The 21,270-nt window shown below is 63.2% G+C and carries 31 protein-coding genes and 2 pseudogenes; 29 read left to right on the forward strand and 4 right to left on the reverse strand.

What is annotated here, in order from left to right:
• From BLU62_RS03245 to BLU62_RS03325, 19 genes and pseudogenes are all read left to right on the forward strand, one after another.
• Positions 1-363 (forward strand): Gp37-like protein (locus BLU62_RS03245; RefSeq protein WP_483099058.1); only part of this gene is annotated, 363 nt, incomplete at its 5' end.
• A gap of 118 nt (positions 364-481) precedes the next feature.
• Complete coding sequence (locus tag BLU62_RS34780; RefSeq protein ID WP_074848291.1) at positions 482-925, forward strand: zinc-ribbon domain-containing protein; 444 nt, start codon at positions 482-484, stop codon at positions 923-925.
• A 187-nt stretch (positions 926-1,112) separates the two neighbouring features.
• Positions 1,113-1,235, forward strand: a pseudogene (locus BLU62_RS34785) (zinc-ribbon domain-containing protein); the annotation flags it as partial.
• 45 nt (positions 1,236-1,280) lie between these two features.
• Complete coding sequence (locus BLU62_RS03255) at positions 1,281-2,096, forward strand: PDDEXK family nuclease (RefSeq protein WP_074848080.1); 816 nt, start codon at positions 1,281-1,283, stop codon at positions 2,094-2,096.
• A gap of 27 nt (positions 2,097-2,123) precedes the next feature.
• Positions 2,124-2,600, forward strand: a complete 477-nt coding sequence (locus BLU62_RS03260) for a phage gene 29 protein family protein (protein ID WP_074848090.1) — start codon at positions 2,124-2,126, stop codon at positions 2,598-2,600.
• 68 nt (positions 2,601-2,668) lie between these two features.
• The gene (locus tag BLU62_RS03265; RefSeq protein ID WP_074847974.1) at positions 2,669-3,769 is read left to right on the forward strand and encodes a peptidoglycan recognition protein family protein; all 1,101 of its coding nucleotides are present in this window, start codon (positions 2,669-2,671) and stop codon (positions 3,767-3,769) included.
• A 27-nt stretch (positions 3,770-3,796) separates the two neighbouring features.
• Positions 3,797-4,198, forward strand: coding sequence for a hypothetical protein (locus BLU62_RS03270; RefSeq protein ID WP_074847976.1), 402 nt, complete (start codon positions 3,797-3,799; stop codon positions 4,196-4,198).
• The gene (locus BLU62_RS03275; protein WP_074847977.1) at positions 4,195-4,494 is read left to right on the forward strand and encodes a hypothetical protein; all 300 of its coding nucleotides are present in this window, start codon (positions 4,195-4,197) and stop codon (positions 4,492-4,494) included. The genes BLU62_RS03270 and BLU62_RS03275 overlap by 4 nt, the downstream gene beginning before the upstream one ends.
• Complete coding sequence (locus BLU62_RS03280) at positions 4,494-4,688, forward strand: DUF7620 family protein (RefSeq protein WP_074847979.1); 195 nt, start codon at positions 4,494-4,496, stop codon at positions 4,686-4,688. Before BLU62_RS03275 ends, BLU62_RS03280 begins: the two co-directional genes overlap by 1 nt.
• Positions 4,688-5,059, forward strand: a complete 372-nt coding sequence (locus BLU62_RS03285; RefSeq protein WP_074847981.1) for a putative phage holin — start codon at positions 4,688-4,690, stop codon at positions 5,057-5,059. Before BLU62_RS03280 ends, BLU62_RS03285 begins: the two co-directional genes overlap by 1 nt.
• On the forward strand, positions 5,056-5,757 hold the full coding sequence (locus tag BLU62_RS03290) for a PE-PPE domain-containing protein (protein WP_074847983.1): 702 nt from the start codon (positions 5,056-5,058) through the stop codon (positions 5,755-5,757). Before BLU62_RS03285 ends, BLU62_RS03290 begins: the two co-directional genes overlap by 4 nt.
• A gap of 164 nt (positions 5,758-5,921) precedes the next feature.
• The gene (locus tag BLU62_RS03295; RefSeq protein ID WP_074847985.1) at positions 5,922-6,434 is read left to right on the forward strand and encodes a hypothetical protein; all 513 of its coding nucleotides are present in this window, start codon (positions 5,922-5,924) and stop codon (positions 6,432-6,434) included.
• A 34-nt stretch (positions 6,435-6,468) separates the two neighbouring features.
• The gene (locus tag BLU62_RS03300) at positions 6,469-7,560 is read left to right on the forward strand and encodes an IS630 family transposase (protein ID WP_074847987.1); all 1,092 of its coding nucleotides are present in this window, start codon (positions 6,469-6,471) and stop codon (positions 7,558-7,560) included.
• Positions 7,561-7,894: 334 nt separating this feature from the next.
• Complete coding sequence (locus BLU62_RS03305) at positions 7,895-8,260, forward strand: DUF7572 family protein (RefSeq protein WP_425284523.1); 366 nt, start codon at positions 7,895-7,897, stop codon at positions 8,258-8,260.
• On the forward strand, positions 8,257-8,616 hold the full coding sequence (locus BLU62_RS03310) for an LtfC-like domain-containing protein (RefSeq protein ID WP_074847991.1): 360 nt from the start codon (positions 8,257-8,259) through the stop codon (positions 8,614-8,616). Before BLU62_RS03305 ends, BLU62_RS03310 begins: the two co-directional genes overlap by 4 nt.
• Positions 8,609-8,731: a hypothetical protein gene (locus BLU62_RS34260; RefSeq protein ID WP_280141504.1), complete on the forward strand. Its 123-nt coding sequence runs from the start codon at positions 8,609-8,611 to the stop codon at positions 8,729-8,731. Before BLU62_RS03310 ends, BLU62_RS34260 begins: the two co-directional genes overlap by 8 nt.
• A gap of 1 nt (position 8,732) precedes the next feature.
• Positions 8,733-9,077, forward strand: coding sequence for a phage tail fiber protein (locus BLU62_RS03315; protein ID WP_074847993.1), 345 nt, complete (start codon positions 8,733-8,735; stop codon positions 9,075-9,077).
• 204 nt (positions 9,078-9,281) lie between these two features.
• A complete protein-coding gene (locus BLU62_RS03320; protein WP_074847995.1) occupies positions 9,282-10,391 on the forward strand; it encodes a hypothetical protein in 1,110 nt (369 codons plus the stop codon).
• A 44-nt stretch (positions 10,392-10,435) separates the two neighbouring features.
• Complete coding sequence (locus BLU62_RS03325) at positions 10,436-12,991, forward strand: hypothetical protein (protein ID WP_139179975.1); 2,556 nt, start codon at positions 10,436-10,438, stop codon at positions 12,989-12,991.
• 33 nt (positions 12,992-13,024) lie between these two features.
• Here BLU62_RS03325 and BLU62_RS03330 read toward each other — a convergent pair whose 3' ends face one another.
• Positions 13,025-13,252, reverse strand: coding sequence for a hypothetical protein (locus BLU62_RS03330; RefSeq protein ID WP_074848029.1), 228 nt, complete (start codon positions 13,250-13,252; stop codon positions 13,025-13,027).
• Positions 13,253-14,130: 878 nt separating this feature from the next.
• Here BLU62_RS03330 and BLU62_RS03335 point away from each other — a divergent pair.
• The 6 genes and pseudogenes from BLU62_RS03335 (at position 14,131) to BLU62_RS33595 (ending at position 16,677) form a co-directional block, all read left to right on the forward strand.
• The gene (locus BLU62_RS03335) at positions 14,131-14,313 is read left to right on the forward strand and encodes a hypothetical protein (protein ID WP_074848014.1); all 183 of its coding nucleotides are present in this window, start codon (positions 14,131-14,133) and stop codon (positions 14,311-14,313) included.
• Positions 14,310-14,642, forward strand: a complete 333-nt coding sequence (locus BLU62_RS03340) for a hypothetical protein (RefSeq protein WP_074848012.1) — start codon at positions 14,310-14,312, stop codon at positions 14,640-14,642. Before BLU62_RS03335 ends, BLU62_RS03340 begins: the two co-directional genes overlap by 4 nt.
• Before the next feature lie 55 nt (positions 14,643-14,697).
• Positions 14,698-14,829, forward strand: coding sequence for a hypothetical protein (locus BLU62_RS34265; RefSeq protein ID WP_280141505.1), 132 nt, complete (start codon positions 14,698-14,700; stop codon positions 14,827-14,829).
• A complete protein-coding gene (locus BLU62_RS03345) occupies positions 14,822-15,019 on the forward strand; it encodes a hypothetical protein (protein WP_074848010.1) in 198 nt (65 codons plus the stop codon). Before BLU62_RS34265 ends, BLU62_RS03345 begins: the two co-directional genes overlap by 8 nt.
• Positions 15,020-15,616: 597 nt before the next feature.
• Positions 15,617-15,892, forward strand: a pseudogene (locus BLU62_RS34790) (N-terminal phage integrase SAM-like domain-containing protein); the annotation flags it as partial.
• 431 nt (positions 15,893-16,323) lie between these two features.
• A complete protein-coding gene (locus BLU62_RS33595) occupies positions 16,324-16,677 on the forward strand; it encodes a tyrosine-type recombinase/integrase (protein WP_244278047.1) in 354 nt (117 codons plus the stop codon).
• Here the strand turns inward: BLU62_RS33595 and BLU62_RS03355 are convergent.
• The 3 genes from BLU62_RS03355 to BLU62_RS03365 are packed head-to-tail and all read right to left on the reverse strand — an operon-like array spanning position 16,674 to position 17,700.
• Complete coding sequence (locus BLU62_RS03355) at positions 16,674-17,078, reverse strand: hypothetical protein (RefSeq protein ID WP_074847958.1); 405 nt, start codon at positions 17,076-17,078, stop codon at positions 16,674-16,676. The genes BLU62_RS33595 and BLU62_RS03355 overlap by 4 nt on opposite strands.
• A gap of 20 nt (positions 17,079-17,098) precedes the next feature.
• Positions 17,099-17,287 carry a DUF3263 domain-containing protein gene (locus BLU62_RS03360; protein ID WP_074847949.1) on the reverse strand — a complete coding sequence of 63 codons (189 nt, stop codon included), beginning with the start codon at positions 17,285-17,287 and terminating at the stop codon, positions 17,099-17,101.
• Positions 17,284-17,700: a hypothetical protein gene (locus BLU62_RS03365; protein ID WP_074847925.1), complete on the reverse strand. Its 417-nt coding sequence runs from the start codon at positions 17,698-17,700 to the stop codon at positions 17,284-17,286. Before BLU62_RS03365 ends, BLU62_RS03360 begins: the two co-directional genes overlap by 4 nt.
• A gap of 1,084 nt (positions 17,701-18,784) precedes the next feature.
• Between BLU62_RS03365 and BLU62_RS03370 the strand changes: the two genes are divergently transcribed.
• From BLU62_RS03370 to BLU62_RS34270, 4 genes are all read left to right on the forward strand, one after another.
• Positions 18,785-19,039 (forward strand): helix-turn-helix domain-containing protein, encoded by a 255-nt coding sequence (locus BLU62_RS03370; RefSeq protein ID WP_074847921.1) that lies wholly within the window; start codon positions 18,785-18,787, stop codon positions 19,037-19,039.
• Complete coding sequence (locus tag BLU62_RS34795; RefSeq protein ID WP_425284531.1) at positions 19,036-19,212, forward strand: DUF7324 family protein; 177 nt, start codon at positions 19,036-19,038, stop codon at positions 19,210-19,212. The genes BLU62_RS03370 and BLU62_RS34795 overlap by 4 nt, the downstream gene beginning before the upstream one ends.
• A gap of 1,146 nt (positions 19,213-20,358) precedes the next feature.
• A complete protein-coding gene (locus BLU62_RS03380) occupies positions 20,359-20,904 on the forward strand; it encodes a hypothetical protein (protein ID WP_244278048.1) in 546 nt (181 codons plus the stop codon).
• A 135-nt stretch (positions 20,905-21,039) separates the two neighbouring features.
• Positions 21,040-21,171 carry a hypothetical protein gene (locus tag BLU62_RS34270; protein ID WP_280141511.1) on the forward strand — a complete coding sequence of 44 codons (132 nt, stop codon included), beginning with the start codon at positions 21,040-21,042 and terminating at the stop codon, positions 21,169-21,171.
• Positions 21,172-21,270: the final 99 nt, after the last annotated feature.

Below are 21,270 nucleotides of genomic sequence, written 5' to 3' on the forward strand. Positions count from 1 at the left end.
CTTGACCTGCCGGGGAAGGCGTACACGCTGTCGTCGGTGATGGCGATTCGTGCGGGGATTGTGGCGACGGCGCGGAAGAAGAACGCCAAGGTGAAGGTGACGGCGTTGACTCCGTATGTGGTGGGTTGGCCTGGGTATGGCCACCTCTACAAGGGTGATCGTGGTTCGTTTGAGGTGGCTGGTGATACGCGCCGTGAGATTCATGTTGAGCGGGTGATGTCGGCGAAGTTGGAGTGGTCGGCGGATCATTTTGCGCAGTGGGAACTCGAGTTTGGTCCGCGTGAGGATGAGGACCCGATGACTCGTTTGATGCGTGAGATTGCTGGTTTGGCGACTGCTGCGTCGGAGCTCGGCCTGTTCTAACGGAAACTTTCGGATAGCAGGTTATCCTGTTGGGGTGGCGAATAAGCGAGCACCACTAGCCCCAGAGCATGTAGCCGAATGGCGGATCGATCTCAACGACGGGAGAGGGCACCTCGAGGTGCCGGCCAGCCAGTCGGGGTGGTGGGAGTGCCGTTCCTGCGGGAATCTGTGGCAGGAGTCGCAGTCGTCTCGGCGGTTGCGGAAGTGGTGCCGCAAGTGTGCTGGTAAGCAGGGCGCTGAGGTTAACCGCGGCAACGCGGCCACGGCATCCCGGATCGCTGTCCACCTGCAAGGTGAGTGGATCGACGAGAAGCCGCACACTTCGGTGTCGGCGAAGTCGAACTACAAAGCAGCGTGGCGGTGTGGAACGTGTGGGCATGAGTGGCGGGCGACGGTGAAGAACCGGAGCAACGGCTCAGGATGCCACGGTGTTACCGGCTCTCAGATAAGACCGGTGCGGCGTCCGCACGGTCACGGGCCGCTGCCAAGTCAGATCCACTATCGGACTATCCGATCGCCGCCTGGTGGTCAGATCGCAACCCGCACACCCCGGAGGGAGTGAGCGCGGCTCCGCGGAACCGGCATGGTGGAACTGCTCCACCTGCGGGACGGAGTTCTCGCGAACGCCGAAAGGAATCCGGGGCGAGGCGGTGCAATGCGAGGCTTGCTCGTACACACACCGCGGCACCAGCTATGCAGCGAACGCAGCAACCGCCAATCCGCTCAGCGAGGAGCTACGCGGACAGCTCGTGGACCCCGCCCTTGGTGTCACGTCGGCGGGGTCGAACACGAAGTTGCAGTGGGTGTGCGCTGACGGGCACATGTGGTGGGCTGCACCGAAGGACCGAGGGCGGGGCAACGGGTGTCCCGCTTGTGCGAAGCACATTTCTCGAGCCGAAATCGAGGTCGCCGACTTTGTGCGGACGCTCACCGGCGACGTGGTCACCAGCACGCGGTCGGTGATCGCACCCAACGAACTCGACATCTACATCCCGTCGAAGAACATCGCGGTCGAGTTCAACGGCCTGTACTGGCATTCGGAGGACGCCGGGAAGGACCGCCACTACCACCAGCGGAAGTGGCAGCGGTGCGCCGACAAGGGCATCCAGATGGTGACTGTGTGGGAAGACGACTGGCGTGACCGCCGGGACATCTGCCAACGCATGATCGCCCGCAAGCTGGGCGTGTCTCAGGAACGCCGGCTGAATGCGCGCAGTCTCACCGTGACCGCGGTAGATCGGGTGGAGGTCCGCGACTTCCTCGAGGCCAACCACATTCAGGGTGCGACCGCAATGAGTGAAGCGTTCGGTTTGCGCGATGGTGGCGAGTTGGTCGCGGTGATGTGCATGAAGTGGCGCACCAAGACTGAGGTGGAGTTGGTGCGGTTCGCCACCTCGGTGATCGTGCGGGGTGGGCATTCGCGGCTGCTGAAGCACGCTGTCGCTGCGATGCAACCACAACGGGTGGTGACATTCGCCGACCACGCCGTCTCTGACGGAGGCCTGTACGAGCAGTGCGGTTTCATCAAAGATGGCGAGCTGCGACCGGATTACACCTACTACTTCCGTGGCGAACGGGTGCACAAGTTCCTGTTCCGCCTGAAGCGGTTCCGCAACGACCCAAACCTGTTGTGGGACGAGTCGTGGACCGAGCAGCAGGCCGCGGCGGAGAACAAGATCCCGCGGATCTGGGATTACGGAAAGACCCGTTACGTACTAGACATTCCCGGGTAGGGCTTGGCCCCCCGGAGAGGGGGCACAGTGTCTTTCAAGCAGTGGGCTGACATGTCCGATGAGGAACGTGAAGCCGAAGCGCAGGCGGTGTCGGTGTTGTTTATCGGCCTGCCTGGTGTGGTGGGTGCCCCGCTGGTGATGGGACCCGACTATTGGGTGGATGTTGCCCGCCATCTGGTGGAGTGCGGTGTCCGGCTGGTGGCGGATTCGATCAAGCACTATGAACCGGGGGACAGCTTGGAGGCGTCGAAGGCTGCGGGGAAGTGGTGTTACGACTCGCATGAGCCGGATGAAACGTATGAGCAGCGGATCGCCCGGCTGGCTGATGAGGAGCATCAGAACTATCTGGCGAAGGTGGAGGAGATGAAGGCCCGCCAGGCGAATACGCAGGAGCGGGTGGTGCAGGCAGAGGCTGTGGCGTTCGCCGCGGAGGTGAAGCGCCGCAAGGCGGATGGAACGTTCGACGGTTCCCCGCACGCCGGCATCAACCCCGAAGCTCTCTAACCCAACAGAACTTTTCACCCTGCACCCGTTCGGGTGTGGGGATTCACCCATGCCCACAGGAGGCAATTATGGCTGATCCCGTTTGGCTTCCCGACGTGCTGCGCGCCGAGGGCCTGAAGGTTGACATCTATCCCGGCGCGTTCGAACGCGGGCACGGCGACTTCGGCACTATCTGGGGTCCGTTCATGCACCACACCGGCTCGTTCGGCGAGACGCCGCGGGGTATCGCGCAGCACTCGTCTCTCGGGCTCGCGTCGCAACTCCACCTCGCGCCGAACGGTGTTGTCACGCTGTGCGGCGTCGGCGTCGCATGGCACGCGGGCACCGGCTCGTGGCCGGGCATCCCCGCGAACAACGGCAACGCCGTGACGATCGGCATCGAGGCCGCACACAACGGCACCGCGGCATGGTCGGAGGCCCAGTACGGCGCATACCTGAAGGTCGTCCGGGCCATCAACAAGCGCCTCGGCAACCCGTGGAACAAGGTCGTCGCGCACAAGGAGTACGGCGCGATCCAGGGCAAGTGGGACCCCGGGAACCTCGACATGAAGCTGTTCCGTCAGCGGCTCCTCCAGGCACCGGATAAGCCGCTCGTGGTCATGAACATGATCGAGCTCGAGGCCAAGGAGAATCCGTGGGTCGGCGTCCGTAAGGCGAAGCCCGGCGCCGGGGGTGAGCGCAAGGTCGGCCGCGACGGTAAGGGCCGGTTCGTCGAGTACGAGAACGCGCACATCTACTTTCACCCGGCGACCGGCGCGCACGCCATCCCGCACGGCGGCCTGTTCGAGGCGTACGCCGAGCGCAAGTGGGAGACCGGCGAACTCGGCTTCCCGGTGCGCGACTTCACCAAGCTCGCCGACGGCGCAGTCATGGCGTTCCAGGGTGGCGTGCTCTACCGCAAGGACGGCAAGGACCACCACGTCGTGAAGGGCGTCATCGGCCAGCGCTGGGCGCTCGAGGGCTACGAGAAGGGCCCGCTCGGCTGGCCGACGTCGGACGAGATCTCGAACGGCACGGGCGGCAAGCGTCAGGCGTTCGAGCACGGCGTCCTCGAGTGGGACCCCTCAGGCGCGGTGAAGAAGATCGGCGACGCCGCGAAGGATCTCACTCTCGTCAACGCGGCCGGCATCCCGCTGGCCGTCGAAGCAGTCGACCTCATCGCGGCCTGAGCCGCACCCACAGAAGGAGTTCTCGTCATGTCTGTACCCACCCCTCGTCTTGTCCTCGGCCGCGAGCCCGCCGCCTGGACCTCCCTCGTCTCAGCCATCCTGGTTCTGCTGACCACGTTCGGGTTCAACATCCCCACCGAGACTCAGGGCGTGTTCATGGCCGCGGTCAACGCGGTGCTCGGTCTGCTCGTGGTGATCTCGGTGAAGGAGAGCGTGTACCCGGCGCTCGTCGCGGTCGTTCAGACCGCGGTGCCGCTGGTCGTTGCGTTCGGCTTGAACCTCAGCGAGCAGCAACAGGGCGCCATCCTCGCGGTCTCCACGATTGCTCTCGGATTCCTGTTCACCCGCCCGCAGGTCACACCGAAGGTGTTGGCAGGTATTGAGCTTCCCGCTGACGGCGTCGAGCGCGAAGTCAACCTCGGCCGATGACCGTGACCTCGAGCGCCAGCGCTTGGATGAACCCCGCCGCGCTGAGTGACATCGGCGTGGTGGGGGTCGTCGTCGGCATGGCGCTCGTGCTCGGTATCGCCTTCGCCCGTGGCTGGATCGTATGGGGATCGGAGATCTCGATCTACAAGACCGCGGCCGAGCGCGACGCCAAGACCATCGCCGACCTCCTCGAGACCAACGCGCGCAACGCGCAGACGATGGCCGAGTGGAATGTCGCCGGCCAGCTCATCGCGAGCCAGTCGAAGGCACTGCGAGAGAGCTTGGAGTCCAACTGATGTGGGGATTCAAGACCAAGGGGGCGAGCGCGCACGAAGTTGATGCGCGCTCGAAGCGAAACGCGCGATCGGCCGAAGAAGCCCGGTCCGAAAGCGCACGGCTCGCCGAACGGGCGCGGCCGGTACAGCGGGAGCTTCGTGACCAGTTGGAACGCAACCACTGGGCCGAGCTGATCTTCGGAAGGCTGAACTAGTGGAGCTGATAGCCGACTGGGCACTTGTGGTGCTCGCCGTGCTGGCCACCGTCTACACCATCTGCTACGCCGCATGGCAGTACTGGTGGAAGGAGCGGGTGTCACTCATCTACCTAGGCAAGTCGACCCTGATGTCGCTGGTCTTTCTCCAGATCTCGGCGTCAGTGTGGGCGGGTACTGACTATCCGGGGCGGGCGTGGATTCGATTCATCCTGTACTCGGGTGGCGCCGTGATGATGCTCGCGCTCCTGGTGATGCTGCTGGTGTTGCAGTACAAGACCCGCCGTGACCGTTGGGCGGCAGGCGACTTCCGCCGGCCATGGCAAGTGTGGCGCGACGAGATCCGAGCATGGTGGGCAGGACGGTCATGATCGAACTTCTCTGGGTCGACGGAACTTGGGCACCCCGCGGCGGCTCCCCCGCGTCGGAGGCGCTGCGCCGCGCGCTCGACCCCCGCAAGGTGAAGTTCACGTATGTGCCGTACCCGGCCGACTTCGGCCCGGCGACCGGCATGGGCGACCTGTCGTATGAGGAGTCGAAAGCGATCGGCGCGGCAGCGTTGGATCGAGCTGTCACCGAATCCCGCGAACTCGTGGTCGTCGGCGGCTACAGTGCGGGCGCGGCGGTCGCAGTGAAGTACGCGCGCGACATCCTGCCTCGGCGGCCTCGCCATCAGGTGCTCGCCGTCGCGACGCTGGGCGACCCGCACACGCCGGTGCATCACGGCCGGTCCGGGATCGCCGGGGCGCTGCACGTCCCGCGGCCTCGGTTCACCGAGTGGGCGCCGGGTGATCCGATCGCCGACCTGCCGCTAGGTTCACCGCTGCGCACGGTCGCCGACCTAACCGGGTGGATGTCGGTGCGCACACCCGAGGCCGCCCGCGCCTGGGCGTTCAAGACCGCTGAACGTCTGGCGGTGGCGCAGCCGTGGTGGAATCCGTTCCGCTGGCCCGATTTCGCGCGTGCGGGGGAGGACATCCGCAACTATCTCGGCACTGCGCATTCCACGGACTACGACGGTGGTGGCCACGCTAAGCGGTTGGCCCGCATGATCGAAGGGGTGAGTTAGCCATTACAGCTCCAGATCAGCCCGGTGCTGGTGTACCGGGCAAATACTTCCTGCCCGCGAACCGCCCGAACGGTGCCACGTCAGGCCTGTCGCAGTTCGCGAATGCGGATCAGGCGTTCTGGGATGACTACGCGTACAACCAGTTCAATCCGAAGTTTAAGCATATGGGTGAGCCGGTTGATGTGATCCGGTTGTTGGCTCATGCGGCGACGGCGAACATTGCGTCGATCATCAACGGCATTTTCAATGGCTGGTTTGGTGGCGGTTCGGTTGGTGATCCGCAAGAGGTTCAGTACACGATCCAGGCCATCGCTGACGCCGTCCTCAACGGCTACAACGTGGAAACCAAGGTCACGTCGGGTACGTGGACGAAACCTGAAAACATCACCGAACTGATCGTGGGTCTCATCGGATGTGGGAAGAACGGTTCGGACGGCACCTCCAGTACCACCACCCGCGCAGCTGGCGGCCTCGGCGGTGGATACATTTTCCAGCAACTCGACCCCGAATCAGTGGATTCGAGTACGCCTTACGTCGTTGGCACGAATGGCAATCCGTCCAGTTTCGGCACCCATATCACCACGACCCCAGGGCAGGGTGGGATCTCGACATCGTTCGGCTATTCACCCACCACATCCCTGCCGGGGAACGGCGGCGGTGGTGGTCTAGTGTCCTGAGTCATTAATTGTCATTCGGTTGATAGACTGGGGAATGGCAACCCGGGGTCCGCGAGCAGTGGATATTGTTCTGACCGATGACGAGCGCCGTGAGCTCGAAGGGTGGGCGCGTCGGCGAACGACGGCCTCGGGTTTGGCGATGCGATCACGAATCGTTCTCGCTGCCGCAGATGGCGGGTCGAATACCGAAGTGGCACAACGACTCGGCCTCAACCGAGGTACCGTGCGGCGATGGCGAGGCCGGTTCGTCGAGCACCGCTGCGAGGGGTTGCTCGACGAACCCCGGCCCGGGCGACCTCGAACCGTCGGCGACGAGCAGATCAAAGACCTGATCACCGCAACTCTCGAGACCACTCCGAAGAATGCGACACACTGGTCGACTCGGTCGATGGCTGAGCATCTCGACATGTCGCAGTCAACTGTTTCGCGTGTATGGAGAGCGTTCGGATTGGCTCCACACAAACAGGATTCGTGGAAGCTGTCGAAAGATCCCATGTTCACCGAAAAGGTCCGCGACGTCGTCGGGCTCTACATGAACCCACCCGAACGTGCCCTGGTGCTCTGCGTTGACGAGAAGACCCAGATCCAAGCGCTCGATCGCACCCAGCCGATCTTTCCCATGCTCCCGGGCACCCCGCAACGGGCCAGCCACGACTACGTGCGCAACGGCACCTCCAGCCTGTACGCGGCGTTGGACATCGCGTCGGGCAAAGTCATCGGTTCGCTTCACTCACGGCATCGCGCAACGGAATTCATCGGATTCCTCCGCAAGATCGACGCCGAGGTACCCGACGAGCTCGACGTCCACCTGGTCATGGACAATGCCTCCACCCACAAGACACCCGCGGTCAAGCGATGGCTGACCGCGCACCCGCGGTTTGTTGTCCACTTCACCCCCACCAGCTCATCCTGGATGAACCTCGTCGAACGCTGGTTCGCCGAACTGACCACCAAGAAACTCCAACGCTCCACCCACCGCACCGTACGAGCACTCAATGCCGACATCAGAGCGTGGATCGAGACCTGGAACGACAACCCCCGCCCCTACGTGTGGGTCAAGACCGCTGACCAGATCCTCGACTCCATCGCCCACTACTGCACACGAATTAATGACTCAGGACACTAGCAGACTCCGGCACGAATGGTTTGGCGGGCGGGTCAACGCCTCTCGGCGCTGGTGGGACTGCGGGGGCAGGTGCGCCTAGCGGTAACGGTGGACCCGGTGGTGCAGGCGCGAACGTGTCGCCGGCAACTCAAACGAAGTGTGGCGGCGCCGGTGGTGGTGGCGGTGGTGGTGGTGGCCGTGTCAGCTTCCTCAACTACAGCGGCGGAGCTGGCGGCCCGGGCGGCTATCCCGGCGGTGGTGGTGGCGGTGGTGGTGGTTCGAACGGCGGTACCGGCTCATTCGGCGCTGGCGGTATCGGCGCTACCGGTGTGATCTGGATCTTCTGGAGATGAGTATGAAACCAGCAACCCTTGTGGCTGAAGCTCTTCCGCATATGCCGCCGATCACGAACCTGTACTCCACGGAGGATGGGTTCCTGTTGGTGTTGGTGGTGGAAGTGCCTGACATGACTTCGATTCTCACCAGCATGGGAATGCAGGTTCCCGTCTCGCGGTCGCATCTGAAACCGGATGTGTCGGTGTTCCTGTCGGATGAGCGTGGCCAGGTCATCGACTACGACGGTGACCCCGCCAACGGTTTGACCCCGATCCTGTCGACTGACTCGAAGTCGTTCGCGATGACCATCAACCCCGACCTCGCCACCCACGCTGATGCTTTGGCGGCACTCGGATATGAACTCACAGAACAGGAGACACCATGACCACCGTCACCCTCGGATGGGAGGGAACGAAAGCGGAAATCCCCCTCTACCAGAACAGTGACCTGGTTTTCTCCCTCGACCCCATCGACGCCACCTCCGGCAACATCACATCGTGGCCGGTCGGTGCAGCATCGACCCTCTACTTTTTCGAAGGCGACCCCGTCCGGAACGCCACCACCCCCATCATCTCCATCCCCGGCGTGGTGGAACCACCCTCCATCGACTATGTGGTGCAACAGGAAACGCTGGCCCCCATCATCGGGCGGGCCACCCACTTCCTGCTCACGGTGTCGATGCCCGAAACCCCCACCCAGGAATATCCCCTCTACTACGGGAAAGCAGTCCGCCGTGTCTGAGTGGACCGACGACAACGGCACCCGACATTGGATCGACGATCACGGGCGGGAACACGTCGACCTCACCGCCGAACAAACCCTCCACCTCGACATCAACTACAACCTAGGAGAATGACATGGCACTCGCCACCAACGCGATGAAAACCGCCCTGCTCAATGCGTATGCAGCGCAGGGAACGTGGATTTCCCTGCACACCGCCGACCCCGGCAGCACCGGCGCATCCGAGGTGTCGGGCGGTACCCCCGCGTATGCCCGCCAGCAGACGACCTGGGGGACTCCGGCGTCGGGTTCCATGACCGGGTCGAAGGTGTCGATCAACGTGCCCGCCACCACCGTCGTCGCGGCCGGCGTGTACTCGGCGCAAACCTCCGGCACCTATTTGGACAAACTGTCCATCCCCTCCACCACAGTCAGTGCGAACGCCACCATCGACGTCACCCCCACGATCACCATCACGTAGATGATCGTTCTGGCAGGCAGGGTGGTGACGGCAGTCCCCAACCGTCCCTACCTGTTTACGGCGGTACCGGTTCCGCGGGTGGGTGTGGTGCTACCTGCTGCACCCCACACGCGGGTGGTGGTACCGGAAGCCCGGCACACTGGGGTGAGGTTGCCGACGGCCCCGCACTATCGGACCCGCCGGCCCCGCACCAAAGAACGGTTGATGTCCGGCAACACCATCACCGTCACCGCTGCGGGTGTGGTGTACGCCCGACTCTGCGTGGACTATGCGGAGCAATCCGTCCAGGTGGGGCAGTCCGGGAAACTCGGTGTCGGCATAGCCGGTACCGGTTCGGGTGTGGTGGCTGGTGTGGGTGTGGTGCGTGCCCGTTACACCCTGACCGCAACCAACACCATCACCACCGACACCAGCAGCGATGGCCGCGCCCGCTACACACTCGACGCTACACAAGCGACCACTGTCACCCCTGCAGCGTCGACGGCAACTCTCTACACCCTGACCGCCACACAAGACATCACCATCACCCAACCTGTCGTCACCCGCCCACGCATTGAGCTGGATGCAGCACAAGACATGGTGGTGGCGCCGACAGCATCGTCAGTGCCATCGGTGGGATCGGTGAATGCGGATGCCTCCCAAACGTTCGAGGTGACGTCTGTGGCGGTGGTGAGGGTACGACACACCATCTCCGCCACCCAAACCACCACCGTGGGGCAGGCCACCGAACTGGGTGGCCTACGCGTACCGTTAGCCGCTTCTCAAACGGTGGCTGCCGACCAAACCGGTACGGCGCGGGCACGCTACACGCTGGCGGCACTGCAAACCATTAATGTCGCCGACACCGCAGACCTGCGCCCCCAGCTCGCCGCCGCCAACACTGTGACTGTCACTGGCACAGCCACATCCCGACCCCGCCACACCCTGACCGGCACCAACAGTGCTGCAACATCGAGTGCCGCGACCGCCACCCTCGTCACGTTCACCCGTCAACGCATGCAGAACGGGTCAGTATCGAACTCGTTCCTCCCGTATGTGCAGGTGACCGGGTTCACCTCTGACCCCACCTATCCGGCGACGGTCACCAACAATGCGCTCGTCGTGAAGGGCGCCGGGAACGTCACCCTCACCTGGTCGGCGACTGGTAACGGCAACATCAAAATCCAACGCAACGGTGTCGACGTCGGCAGCGTCGGACTCACCGGCACAGTGTCGTTGACCGTCGCCGCAGGCGACCAACTCACCATGTGGCATGCCTCGAATGGCGGACCTCAGTCAGTGTCTGGCTGCTGGATCAACATCACCCCCGCATAAGGCGCCCGTCTGCGGTACCCCCCCTCCTGTTCGAAAGGAAGTTCATGTCCGGACGTTTGACTGGTGTGTATCAGCTCCCCGATGGGGGGTTCCCGCCGCGGGATTCGAAACTGTGGATTCGGGTGCCGGTGGACCGCAACAACGCTGGGGTGACCGTGTACTCGGCGCCCACCGTCATCCCCATCAACCCGCCCACGCACCCGTCCGCCCCTGGTTTCTACGACTCGGGGTTGCTCCCTGAGGGTCCGTACCAGGTGCAGAAGGCGATCTTCGGGGCGAAGGATTACCGGTCGAAGTGGTATTCGGTTGTCCTGACAGAAGGTTCGCACACGCTGCAGGAGTTGATCGAGGACTACGACCCCGACGCCTACACCCCAGCCGTGGTGAACGCTGTCGCCACCCTGCGGGACGAGACCCGCACGGCCCGTGATGAGGCAGCCCAAATCCTGGAGGACGTGACGGCAGGTGCGGTACCGGATTCGGCGGTGGCATCGAAGATCACCGCCGAGGGGTCTGCCTCCCGTGCCGCGGTCGATGCCCGTGTCGCAGCAGGCACCACAGGCTTCCTCACACAAGAGGTAGCTGAGGAAACTTATGCTCCGCGCGTGGGGGGCGTGTTCTTCGTCGGCGAGCACGGTCTCGTGGGTGACTGGGCCGGGGGTGATGCCAACTCGGGGAGTGGCACTAATGACACCGCCGCGTTGACTGATCTCATCGCTGCCGTGCCTGACGGTTCGACGATCGTCTTCGATGCCACCAAGACCTACCGCCTCGACCCCTTGTCGATCACCGGTAAGTCACTCACGCTCGACTTCAATGGCGCACGGGTTGTGACGAAAACGATGGACTCCGGCGACCTGTCGGTGGCCAGCCCCTTTATCTCGTGGTCGTCCACCGTCGGCCCTGAGGTTGATCTCAGCAGCTCGGGGTTCGCCCGTGGAGCTACCGAGGTAATCACGAACCCTTTCTCAGGATCGAACGGGTTCTCAACCGACGACCTGGTCATCGTCCGTGACCGATACCCCGTCGCCCGGTGGGACACTGGCGCGAACGCCTCGTGGGTCGGACGCGGCGAGGTCAACATCGTGCAGTCGATCACGCCGTCCACAGGAACCGTGCGCCTCCGCATCCCCCTCAGCCACCAGTACCAGGCCAACTTCTCCGTGGTCCCCACGCTGCAACGCATCTCGACCCCGGTCCGTCCGGTCGTCAAGAACATCGGACTCATCATCGACACCAACCCCGACGGCATGTACACCGGGGACATCGAGACCTCAGGCGGTCACCTGTTCTACTTCTACGCCTGCGTGGACCCCCGAGTGGAGAACGTGCGCGCCGAGGGGTGGGAGAACCACATCGTCAACTTCAACAAGTGCCTGCGCCCGCGAACCATCGACATCGAGGGGCGAAACCCATTCCAGACAGGATCAGGGCACGGGTACATCGGGCGCATGACTCACTGCGTCGATGGCGAGTTCACCCGTAGCGTCGCCTACGGGACACGACACGTCGCCAACTACGTGGCGTCGGCGCGGTGTGGGTCGCGGTCGTGCCGGTCGTACCGCCCCGCTGGGGTGTCCTACCAGACCCACGGACTGCGGTCACGCGACATCTACTCGGTCGATGACACCGTGGTCGGCGGCGACTCGTCGGGCTGGTCACACGGCAACACCACCTACGCGGGCGACTACGGGTATCGCATTCTACGACCGCGCTACTACGGCACCAACAACGGTGTTCTCGCGCGCTGCGGCAGCACTGGTACACGCATCATCGACCCCGAGATTCACACCACAGCCAAGGGCGTGGAGGTGTCGAGCCTCGCGTCAGACGTGATCGTGGACCTCACCCAGGGGACCATCGAGATATTCGGAGAAGCGGGGACGTCCTACGCGGTACACGCCGCCGATGTCAACGGCAGCGGCGAGTACAAGCCGGGCTCGGTCACCGTCCACGGCCCCGGCGATCTCGTTGGAACTCGCGCCCTGGTGTCCCTCGACGTGACTGGTGCGGCCCGCATAGGTGGCGTCGAGTACGACCAGGGCGACGACCAGTTGCAGCGATGGGACGGCACCGACTGGGCCGAAGTCGAATCCGGTGGCGCAGCAGGCGTCACGCTCGATACCGACCAGACGATCACCGGGGCGAAGTCGATGGCCGAGGTGGGATTCTTCGGCACGTCCGCGCTCGGCACGAAGCCGTCCGCAACAGACGACCTCGGCACCGTCCTGTCCAGCCTTGGACTTCGCACTGCTGGTGGTGCGTATCCGATCACGACCTCGGGGGCGGTCGCTCTCACAGGCGGATTCCGTACCGGGCTCGGCAATCGATCCGGTACCTACAACATCACCACCAACACCGCGCCGTTCAACATGTGCGATGCCAGTGGTGGAGCGTTCACGATCTCACTGCCGAACACCGGATCGGCTGGGTATCGCTTCACTATCAAGAAGATCGACGCCTCAGCCAACGCGGTCACCGTGTCCGCGCCGATCGGCATCGACGGTGTGCCGACCCTCGTGCTCACCGATCAGTGGGAGTGGGTGGAGGTCGTCAGCACTTTCACCACAGGCCAGTACATGATCGTCGGTCGGGGCTGACCCCCGCCCATAACCGGAATCGGGACACCGCTGTCACGGCTCCCAGGCGTCGCCGAGTACCGCGGCGAGCCGGTCGGTGAGGTCCGGGGCCTCGGCGCGCTGGGAGTAGACCACGTCGTCGCATTCGACGGCGAGTGCGAGTAGGTCGGGGTCGGGTGGTGTCCATCCGCCGTCGGTGGCTTGTGTCATTTCGGCTTGCTGGCGGCGCATCTGTGCGCGTATGGCTTCGGCTGCGGCGCGTAGTACGTCCCGATCGGTCACCAGGTGATCATACGGGTTTCGTGAAATGTGTTGCGCTGCAACAGAAGTCGATGCTACTGTTATCTCACAAGTTCAGAGCGGGTGAGGTTCAGGAACACACACTGATCGTCGGAGCGCGATGCGCCGGCCACTGATAGGAAACACTGGGAACCCGATCGCAGAGCGTCATGATGCGACACCCGCTCTGAACTTGGACAACCTTGAACGCCCCATCCTCTTCGTGAGGGTGGGGCGTTTTCTTTGCGTTGAGGGGAACCCCGCCACCCCGCGGCTGCGTCCAAGGCTCATGACTCCACGCATCCGCATCTACCGACCACCCTACGATCCGGACTGCCCCGAATGCCGGCGACTGGTGGAGGACTTTGGGGGAGACGCCAGTCTGTTGGTGTCCCCAAAGTCGGATCAAAGTGCGGACTGGACGGACTGGTTCAGGACGGACGCAGAATCTCCCGCTCCGCATTCACGTCCACCAACTCACTCAGTGATACCTGATCGAGGCCAAGGGTGAGCTCTGTGACAGTACGTGATGTGACCTGCCGCCAGCGGCCCTTGGCAAACACAAAGTCACCCTCCTGGATGTCCTTGAATAGCGTGGGCACCGGACCATTCGCGAGTGCGCTCAGCCATTGACTTTCCCTGCCACCGTTGCGCACTCCGCAGGTCAGCGGAGGTGACTGACACTCTGCGCGGCCCCAGACTGTGGGCCGAGCGCGTACCTGAGTTCGCTCCTCGCGGCTGATGATCTGCGATCCACACGCGCACGTTCCGAATTGCCGGGTGTTGCCTGTGAGTTGACCCATGTGGGGATCTTAATGGCTTGCCCGGCAAGGGTGGGTGTGTCACCGGAGAAATAGGCCACAACCTGGGACAATAGGAGAATGACCGTAGCCGAACTGATCGCCAAGCTGCAGCAGATGCCCCAGGATGCCACCGCCTGTATCGACTGGGCGCAGATGGGCGTGTGGTCTGAACCTACGGGCGGCTACTACTACGGCGAAGCCGAGAGTGTCGTCCTCCATGACGGAGACGTGTACATCACCTCTGGTGAGGTCGAGCCGTGAGCGCGCCTGAGCTCAAGGACGAGTGTCTCGTGGTTCCCGGGCAGGGATGCCGCAACTTCCGCCCGGCACACCGGCGTGAAGCCCACCCCGCCGACACCTTCTCAGAGGTTCGTGTCGCCGACCACGGCGATCGGACCTGGGAGGCTCGCGAGTTCTCCGTCAACGTCCTGTCTGGCCGCGACTGCCCGTTGAATGCGGAGCTGTTCCCTGCCCAAGCTGAGGCGCAGGTGTACGCCGACGCCCGCAACACGGGCTATCTCCACACCGGCGCAATGATCTGCGTACACGAATGGCGGTTGGAACAGGCGAGGGCGGGGAACGATGCTTGAGTTCAAGGTAGGGGATCGTGTGCGGACTGTTGTCGGTGACCACACTGGGCGAATCGTGGACTTCGTACCTGGAACCGACTGGCCCATCCTCTACGTCACCAACTCCACCAGCCATCCCGAAACGGTTGGCGAGTATGTACCCAACGATCCCAGCAAGCTCGTACGACAGGACTGGACCGATGCCTGAGTTCAAGGTAGGGGACCGCGTGCGGGTGACCTCACTAGGGAACGCCGAGGCGGCTGGGAAGATCATCGCCCAGGAACGCGTGCCCGACCTACTGCACCGGGTGGAGTTCACTCACGCCACGGCATGGGCGCGGGAGTTGTTCGGCGACGGGTGGTGGTTCGCCGACACCGCGCTGGAGCACATCGACTGATTACGAAGGCTCATGCCGCTCTCCATCGACGTGTATGTACAAGTACAGCCACCCAGCGTGGTGCTGGATGGCTGTACTTGAATGCCTTGGCTGTAACCGTGGCTGTAGTCGAGAGCCTGTGTGGTCTCTGACCTGGAGCGGGTGACGGGAATCGAACCCGCGTAGCTAGTTTGGAAGACTCGCGACGGAGGGGACTGGACCTCACTTTGCGAGATACACGTAAGTCTAAACGTAAGCGTCGGAGTGAAAATGCCCTCTGACCTGGAGCCGATGACGGGAATCGAACCCGCGTATTCAGCTTGGGAAGCTGTGTTTAGGGGTATGCTCATGGTGGGTCTACTGTCAAGGCTGAGCGAATACCTGCAGGTAACTGAAGTTTTCACGAGTTTGTCTAGACAGCGCATAGACTGGGGTAAACGTAAGTACAAACGTAAGTGAGCCGATATGCCCCCGAAGAAGCGCCGTAGGGCGAAAGGTGAAGGCGGACTGTACCAACGGGCCGACGGCATGTGGATGGCGCAAGTCCTCCTCCCCGACGGCAAGTACTACCAACGTGGACGCAAGAAATACGCCGACGCCGTGGCCGAACTCGCAGCCATGCGGAAAGACCTCGCGAACGGCATCCTCCCCAACGCCGGCCAGATCACCGTCGCCCAGTGGCTGGACTACTGGGTGGACACGATCGCCGCGCCACGCCTGAAACCCCGCACCCTCGCCACCTACCGGTCCACCATCAAACACCAACTCATCCCGCATGTCGGGTCGAAGAAGCTGGGGAAGCTCACCCCCACTGATGTTCGCCGCATGGTCAACCACGTCGCCGACGCACACACCACCCGCACCGCCCAAGCCGCCTACTCAGTGTTGGCGAAAGCGTTGGGGGATGCAGTGAAAGACGGGAAGATCGGCAACAACCCGTGCGAGCGTATGGACCGCCCCCAGGCCCGCTCCGAGGAGCGCGTTCCCCTCACTGTGGAGCAGGCACGGGCAGTGCTTCTGCATGTGGCGTCACGTGACGCAACAGACGCAGCCCGCTGGTCATTGGCCCTACTGACCGGTGCCCGCCAAGCCGAAGCTTTGGGCCTCACCTGGGATCGTGTCGACCTCGGTGTGGGTGTCATTGACATCTCGTGGCAGTTGGCCCGGTTGAAGTTGAAGAAAGGCCCTCGCCCGCAAGGTGACGTGTATCCGCGGGAAGCGTTCGACGTCCCCGACACCTTCACCTTCACCCCGGTGCACTGGACGGCGTGCCTGGTGCCCACGAAGACGTCGGGTCGCGTCGGCTGGTGCCCTTGCTGCCGCCCGTGGTTGCTGCGCTCACCGAATTGTGGGAGCAGAAGGGCAACCCGTCGCAGGGGTTGGTGTTCACCCGGGACGATGGGGCGGCCATCCAGCCCCGCGACGACACCCTCGCTTGGAAGCAGCTGTGTGTACAAGCCGCGGTAGTGGGGAAGGTGGAGGACGCGCCGGATCAGCACGCCGCCCGCCACACTGTCGCCACCCTCCTGCAGGAGGCCGGCGTGGAGGAAGCCACCCGAATGGCCATCTTGGGGCACACCACCACTACGTCGCACCGGCAGTACGCGCACACCTCCACCGACCTCACCCGCGCCGCCCTCGGGCAACTCGAGAAACTACTCGCGCTTCCCGACGTCTAGCAGTTGGCGTTGGCGAATCGGCGACCCGGCACATACGCCGAGTCGACAGTCCGGCCATCCAACTGCACCTGACACTGCGCCGACCATCCACGCGTCTGCATCGACGAACCGATGAGCTGACGGCCGGGTGAGGTGAACGCCCGGTGGGTGTGGTAGCGCGGCCCGGACCCGATGTTGATCAGTGTGGGCTGGAACACCACATCTTTGGCGACGACGAGACGTCCGCCGGCCGCGTAGTAGGCGATGTCGTTGCGTGGGGTGTCGGAGGAGAAGAAGTAGCGGACGTGTTCGCCGGGGAAGGCGATGGTCGGGGTGATGTCGCGGGGTGCGGCGTCGGCTACTCCTGCGCCGAGGGTGGTGGTGAAGAGGGCTGCTGCTGCCAGGGCGATGGCGCGTTTCATGGGGTTCTCCGGGTTCGTAATCACCGCAGACGGTTCACCACCTGCGGTGAGTAGCTTAAAGCTTCCTGAGTGTCCAGGAGGCGGTTCACAATCTGCCAGAACCGGGTGAGGCTGATGCCGAACTCGTCTCGCACCTTCTGCTCGAGGTTGCCGGCGTAGTTCCATCTCCGCCCGGCCAGGTCGAGCATCGCCTTCTCTTCGTCCGTCATGCGACGTCACTCCACGACCAGTCACCCTCGGTCGCCGCTTCGATCTCGGCGACCTCGATCGGGTCCAGGTGTTGCATCCGCGTCCACGCCGTCTGCTCGTCCACCCACAGATGCTCAGCGAGCTCAGGCAGTGACGGGTGACGAAGCCAACGGAAGGCGTCCACCAACTGCGGGAGTGTGATCAGCCGGCGAGCCGTCTCACGCTCAATCGTGTCCTCATCAGCGTCAGGCATCTCCCGGTGCAGCAGCTCGTGGGTGAGGGTGCACCGTCTCTCCGCTTGGGTGAGGCCGCGGTGAATCCAGATGGTGCGCTCGCCGTTGAGCCCCATCGTTCCGGGTGAGAGTCGCTGTGTGCAGTCGATCGCGATGTGCGGGTAGTCATCGCGGGCTGACCGCCAGGGATGCCAGTTCATGTCCGAAATAGGAACATGCACCTCTGACAGAAACGGCCCTGACCTCGAATAACATCAATGAGATTCGTCAGGGTCTTGGGGTTTGAACCGTGGGTTCCGCTTGCGGGCGGCCTTCGCATCCTCGGGCCGCTCAGGTTTGGGGACTTGATTCCGGGAAGGCAAGGCTGTGACCTTGCCGCCGGCTGTGGTCTTCTGCTCTTCACTCGCTTCGCCCGGTGCTCCGGCGACGCGGGCGAATCAGTTGGTAGGGCATCGGAATCCTCCAGGCTCTCGGACGGTCGGCGATCTGCCGACGCGTCATCACCTGTGAGCGAAGCCGCCACCCTCCGTGCTAGCCGCCGATACTTGCTCGCGGCTTTCCGGGCTTCGGCCACAATCTCCTGCGCCGTCGCGTCATCTACCTGATGGAGACCAGTGCGCCCAAGAAGTCCCGCGGACTGCTCGACCAGTCCAACGAACGTAAAGACGTCCTCGAATGGGATATCAAGTTCGTCGATATTCGGAACCGCCTCGACAAGTAGGTGAGCTGCTAAAGCGATCTGCCGATGGTCGTTCGGTGTAATCGCCTCCGTAGGCAGCTCGCCGTCCTCGATGTACCCGATGTCAGTTAGTACGGCCGAAATGATGTCCGCGTAGTTGGCGCCGGTGATCTCTGAGATCGCACGGAGAGTGGCGACTTCGGGAGCTGCTTCAACCCGCGCTTCTTCCACGAGTTGACAGTCTGCGGGATGCTACCGATCTGGCGTGCGAACGCCGCCTCGGATGCTCCCGTCCTGTCCAGGTGGGCCTGGACGAACTCCACAATTTGCTCACGACTCAGAGCCTGCCGTCCGAGTATGAACGTCGCTAGTCATTCGCTCACCCATCCGTCTACCCCACAACGGCCGGAATTGGCGTTTTGCCGTTGACCGTTTCATCCAGTGTTGGACGCCATCATATCCGCTGGCTGCGGAACTACAACGCTGTGATTACTTGCGTAAGCGTCTACCAGTGTCGTATGTTTTATCCATCGACAGTTGACACCAACCCGTTGACCATGGAGGATGAAGTGGCGTCATACAAACGATGGCCGAAAGGCAGTTGGATGAAACTCACATCCGGGGACACTCTCCGAGCACTGATGAACCAGCGCGGATTTTCGATGGCCAGGCTTGGGCGGTATGCCGGATGCTCAAAGAGCTTCATTGGGCACCTCTGCGCCGAGAACAAGACCACGTGCACACCGCAGTTGGCCGAACGCATCGCGGAGGCTCTCGACGTGCCTCTGCATCTCCTTTTCGTGGAGCACGCATCCGCTAGCAATGGACGTAATAGCAATCAACGGCGGGTGGTCGCGTGATCGAGCACCCGCGGTCGGTTGTCCGAGCACTCGTTGCCGACTTCGTAGATCACTCCCGTGCTGACCGCTGCCGGTGCGGGAGCGCGCAGGCCCCTCCCTCTCGCAGGAGCCCGCGCAGGCCGGGGCGGGGGAGCCGCCCCGGTCACCAAACCAGTAGAGGAGTGAACCGATGAGCTACCCGAGCTATCTGCCCGGCGAGCCGGTCGCCGCTGCCGATCAGTTGTCAGCACTGAGAGATGACCTCGAGCAGCAAGAGTCTGTCATCGAGCGAGGTCTCGAGTCGTTCATCGAGATAGGCCGCGCCCTGGCGAAGATCCGTGACGATCGCCTTTATCGGCACGAGTATGCGTCGTTCGAGGTGTACTGCCAGAGCCGGTGGAACCTTAGCCGTAAGCGGGCCTATGACCTCATGAGTGCGGCGACCGTTGTTGACGGCATGGAAGCCGCCCTGGAGATGGCGACGTCACCAATTGGTGACACACCGGCACTTCCGGCCAATGAGGGGCAGGCGCGGGAGCTGACAGGCCTTGACCCCGCTGAAGCCGTGGATGTTATGGCGAAGGTCAACGAGGCCACCGGGGTAGGCCGACCGCGGCGGCGATCCGTAGCGAGATCGGCAGCCGCCGGATCGATCCGGAACCCGACATCGATGCCGAGGTTGAGGCCGAGCCGGTCGAGATCGCCCCCGGCTTCACCGATGCCGCCCTCGCTGAACTCAACGCTCCCACGCCGACCCCCGCACCGGCACAACCGGCCACGCCGAAGCGTCGGCCCATCACAGATGCTTTCGACTCCGCGACTTTCAACCTGAAGCGCGCTGTCGAATCGGTCAACCGGCTCGCCGCCGACGACCGCCTGAAAAGGAACAAGGACCAGATCAAGGCGTCCAACCTCAGCGATCTGATCCGCGTCCGCGACGCACTCAACAGCGTCATCACACAACTAGAAGGATAGCCCATGTCGAACTGGCAGAAAACTTCCGAAGGCGACTTCCACCGTAAGAGCCAGCATCTCGCGTCCGTCGGTGTGACACCGCAGAAGCCGTCGGCGTCGACCATCTTCGTCGACCCGGCGATGGCGCGTCGTGTACTCGCGAAGAACACACACAACCGACCGATCAAAGAGTCACAGGTAGTGCGTCTCATGGCCGAGATGACTTCCGGACGCTGGAAGTACAACGGAGAAGCCATCAAGTGGTCGATCGATGATGTCCTCCTCGATGGGCAGCACCGGCTGACTGCACTCGCCCGGATGGACGACAACTTTCCGGCCATTCCTTTCCTGGTTGTACGCGGGCTCCCGCAGACACACAAAGCACGATGGATCAAGGGACAACCCGGACGGCCGGCGACCAACTGGTCCTCGAAGGGCTTCTTGGTTCGACTGATTCGAGGATCGTCGCAGGCGGCATCCGGGTCTACCTGGAGTGGCAGCGTATGGCGTTCTTCGGCGATCAGAAGGTCGCAAGCAAGATCAGCAACCCGGAGGTAGTCGCCTGGGCCGCCGAGCACCCGGTCGAGATGGCCATCCTTCAGGACCTTGCCAGTCAGCGTCTCCGGCGCGTCAAGTGCCGACCCAGCGTGACCCTTGCAGTGCTGCTGCAGTTCCGACTGATCGACGGCGAAGCGGCTCGCGAGTTCAGCGAAGGACTCTACTCAGGCGCCGGGCTCCAGTCCGGCAATCCCATTCTCGCCCTGCGTGACCGACTCGATCGTATCCGCGAAGGCAAAGTCAACGTCAGCGACCGTGATCTCATTGGTTACTTCGTGATGGCCTGGAACCACTGGCGCCGTGTGGGAACACGTCCAAGCTGCAGATGCCAGAGGCGGGGCCTGGACGCGCGAGTCCTTCCCGAGGCGGTCTGACTCATGTCCTTCTCGCACTACGCAGATCCAGTCCTGTAGTAGCAGATGAAAACAGGAAGGTCCACGTATCGCTCGGTGAGTGAGCGGCCTCGACCTGGCGTACCTGTCGGTTGAGTCCCCGTCCGGCCGGGTGAAGTGGTTCTCACGCTCGCCGAGCTACGCGACGTGTACAGAGCAATGCAGGAGGCCGATCCGGACTGGCGTGAGCCCAGCGGCGGCTACTACCTCTACCGAGTTGCGATCACGAGCTATCCCGAAGGGCACTGACCTTCTACACCGACGACACCGGTGAGGAGTTCGGGTACCCCAACCCTGACTGGGAACCCGAGGGGTGGGACCCCGATCGGGGTATATCGCGCAGTTCGG

The sequence above is a fragment of the Gordonia westfalica genome, assembly GCF_900105725.1.
In the GTDB taxonomy this organism is placed as follows: Bacteria; Actinomycetota; Actinomycetes; order Mycobacteriales; family Mycobacteriaceae; genus Gordonia; species Gordonia westfalica.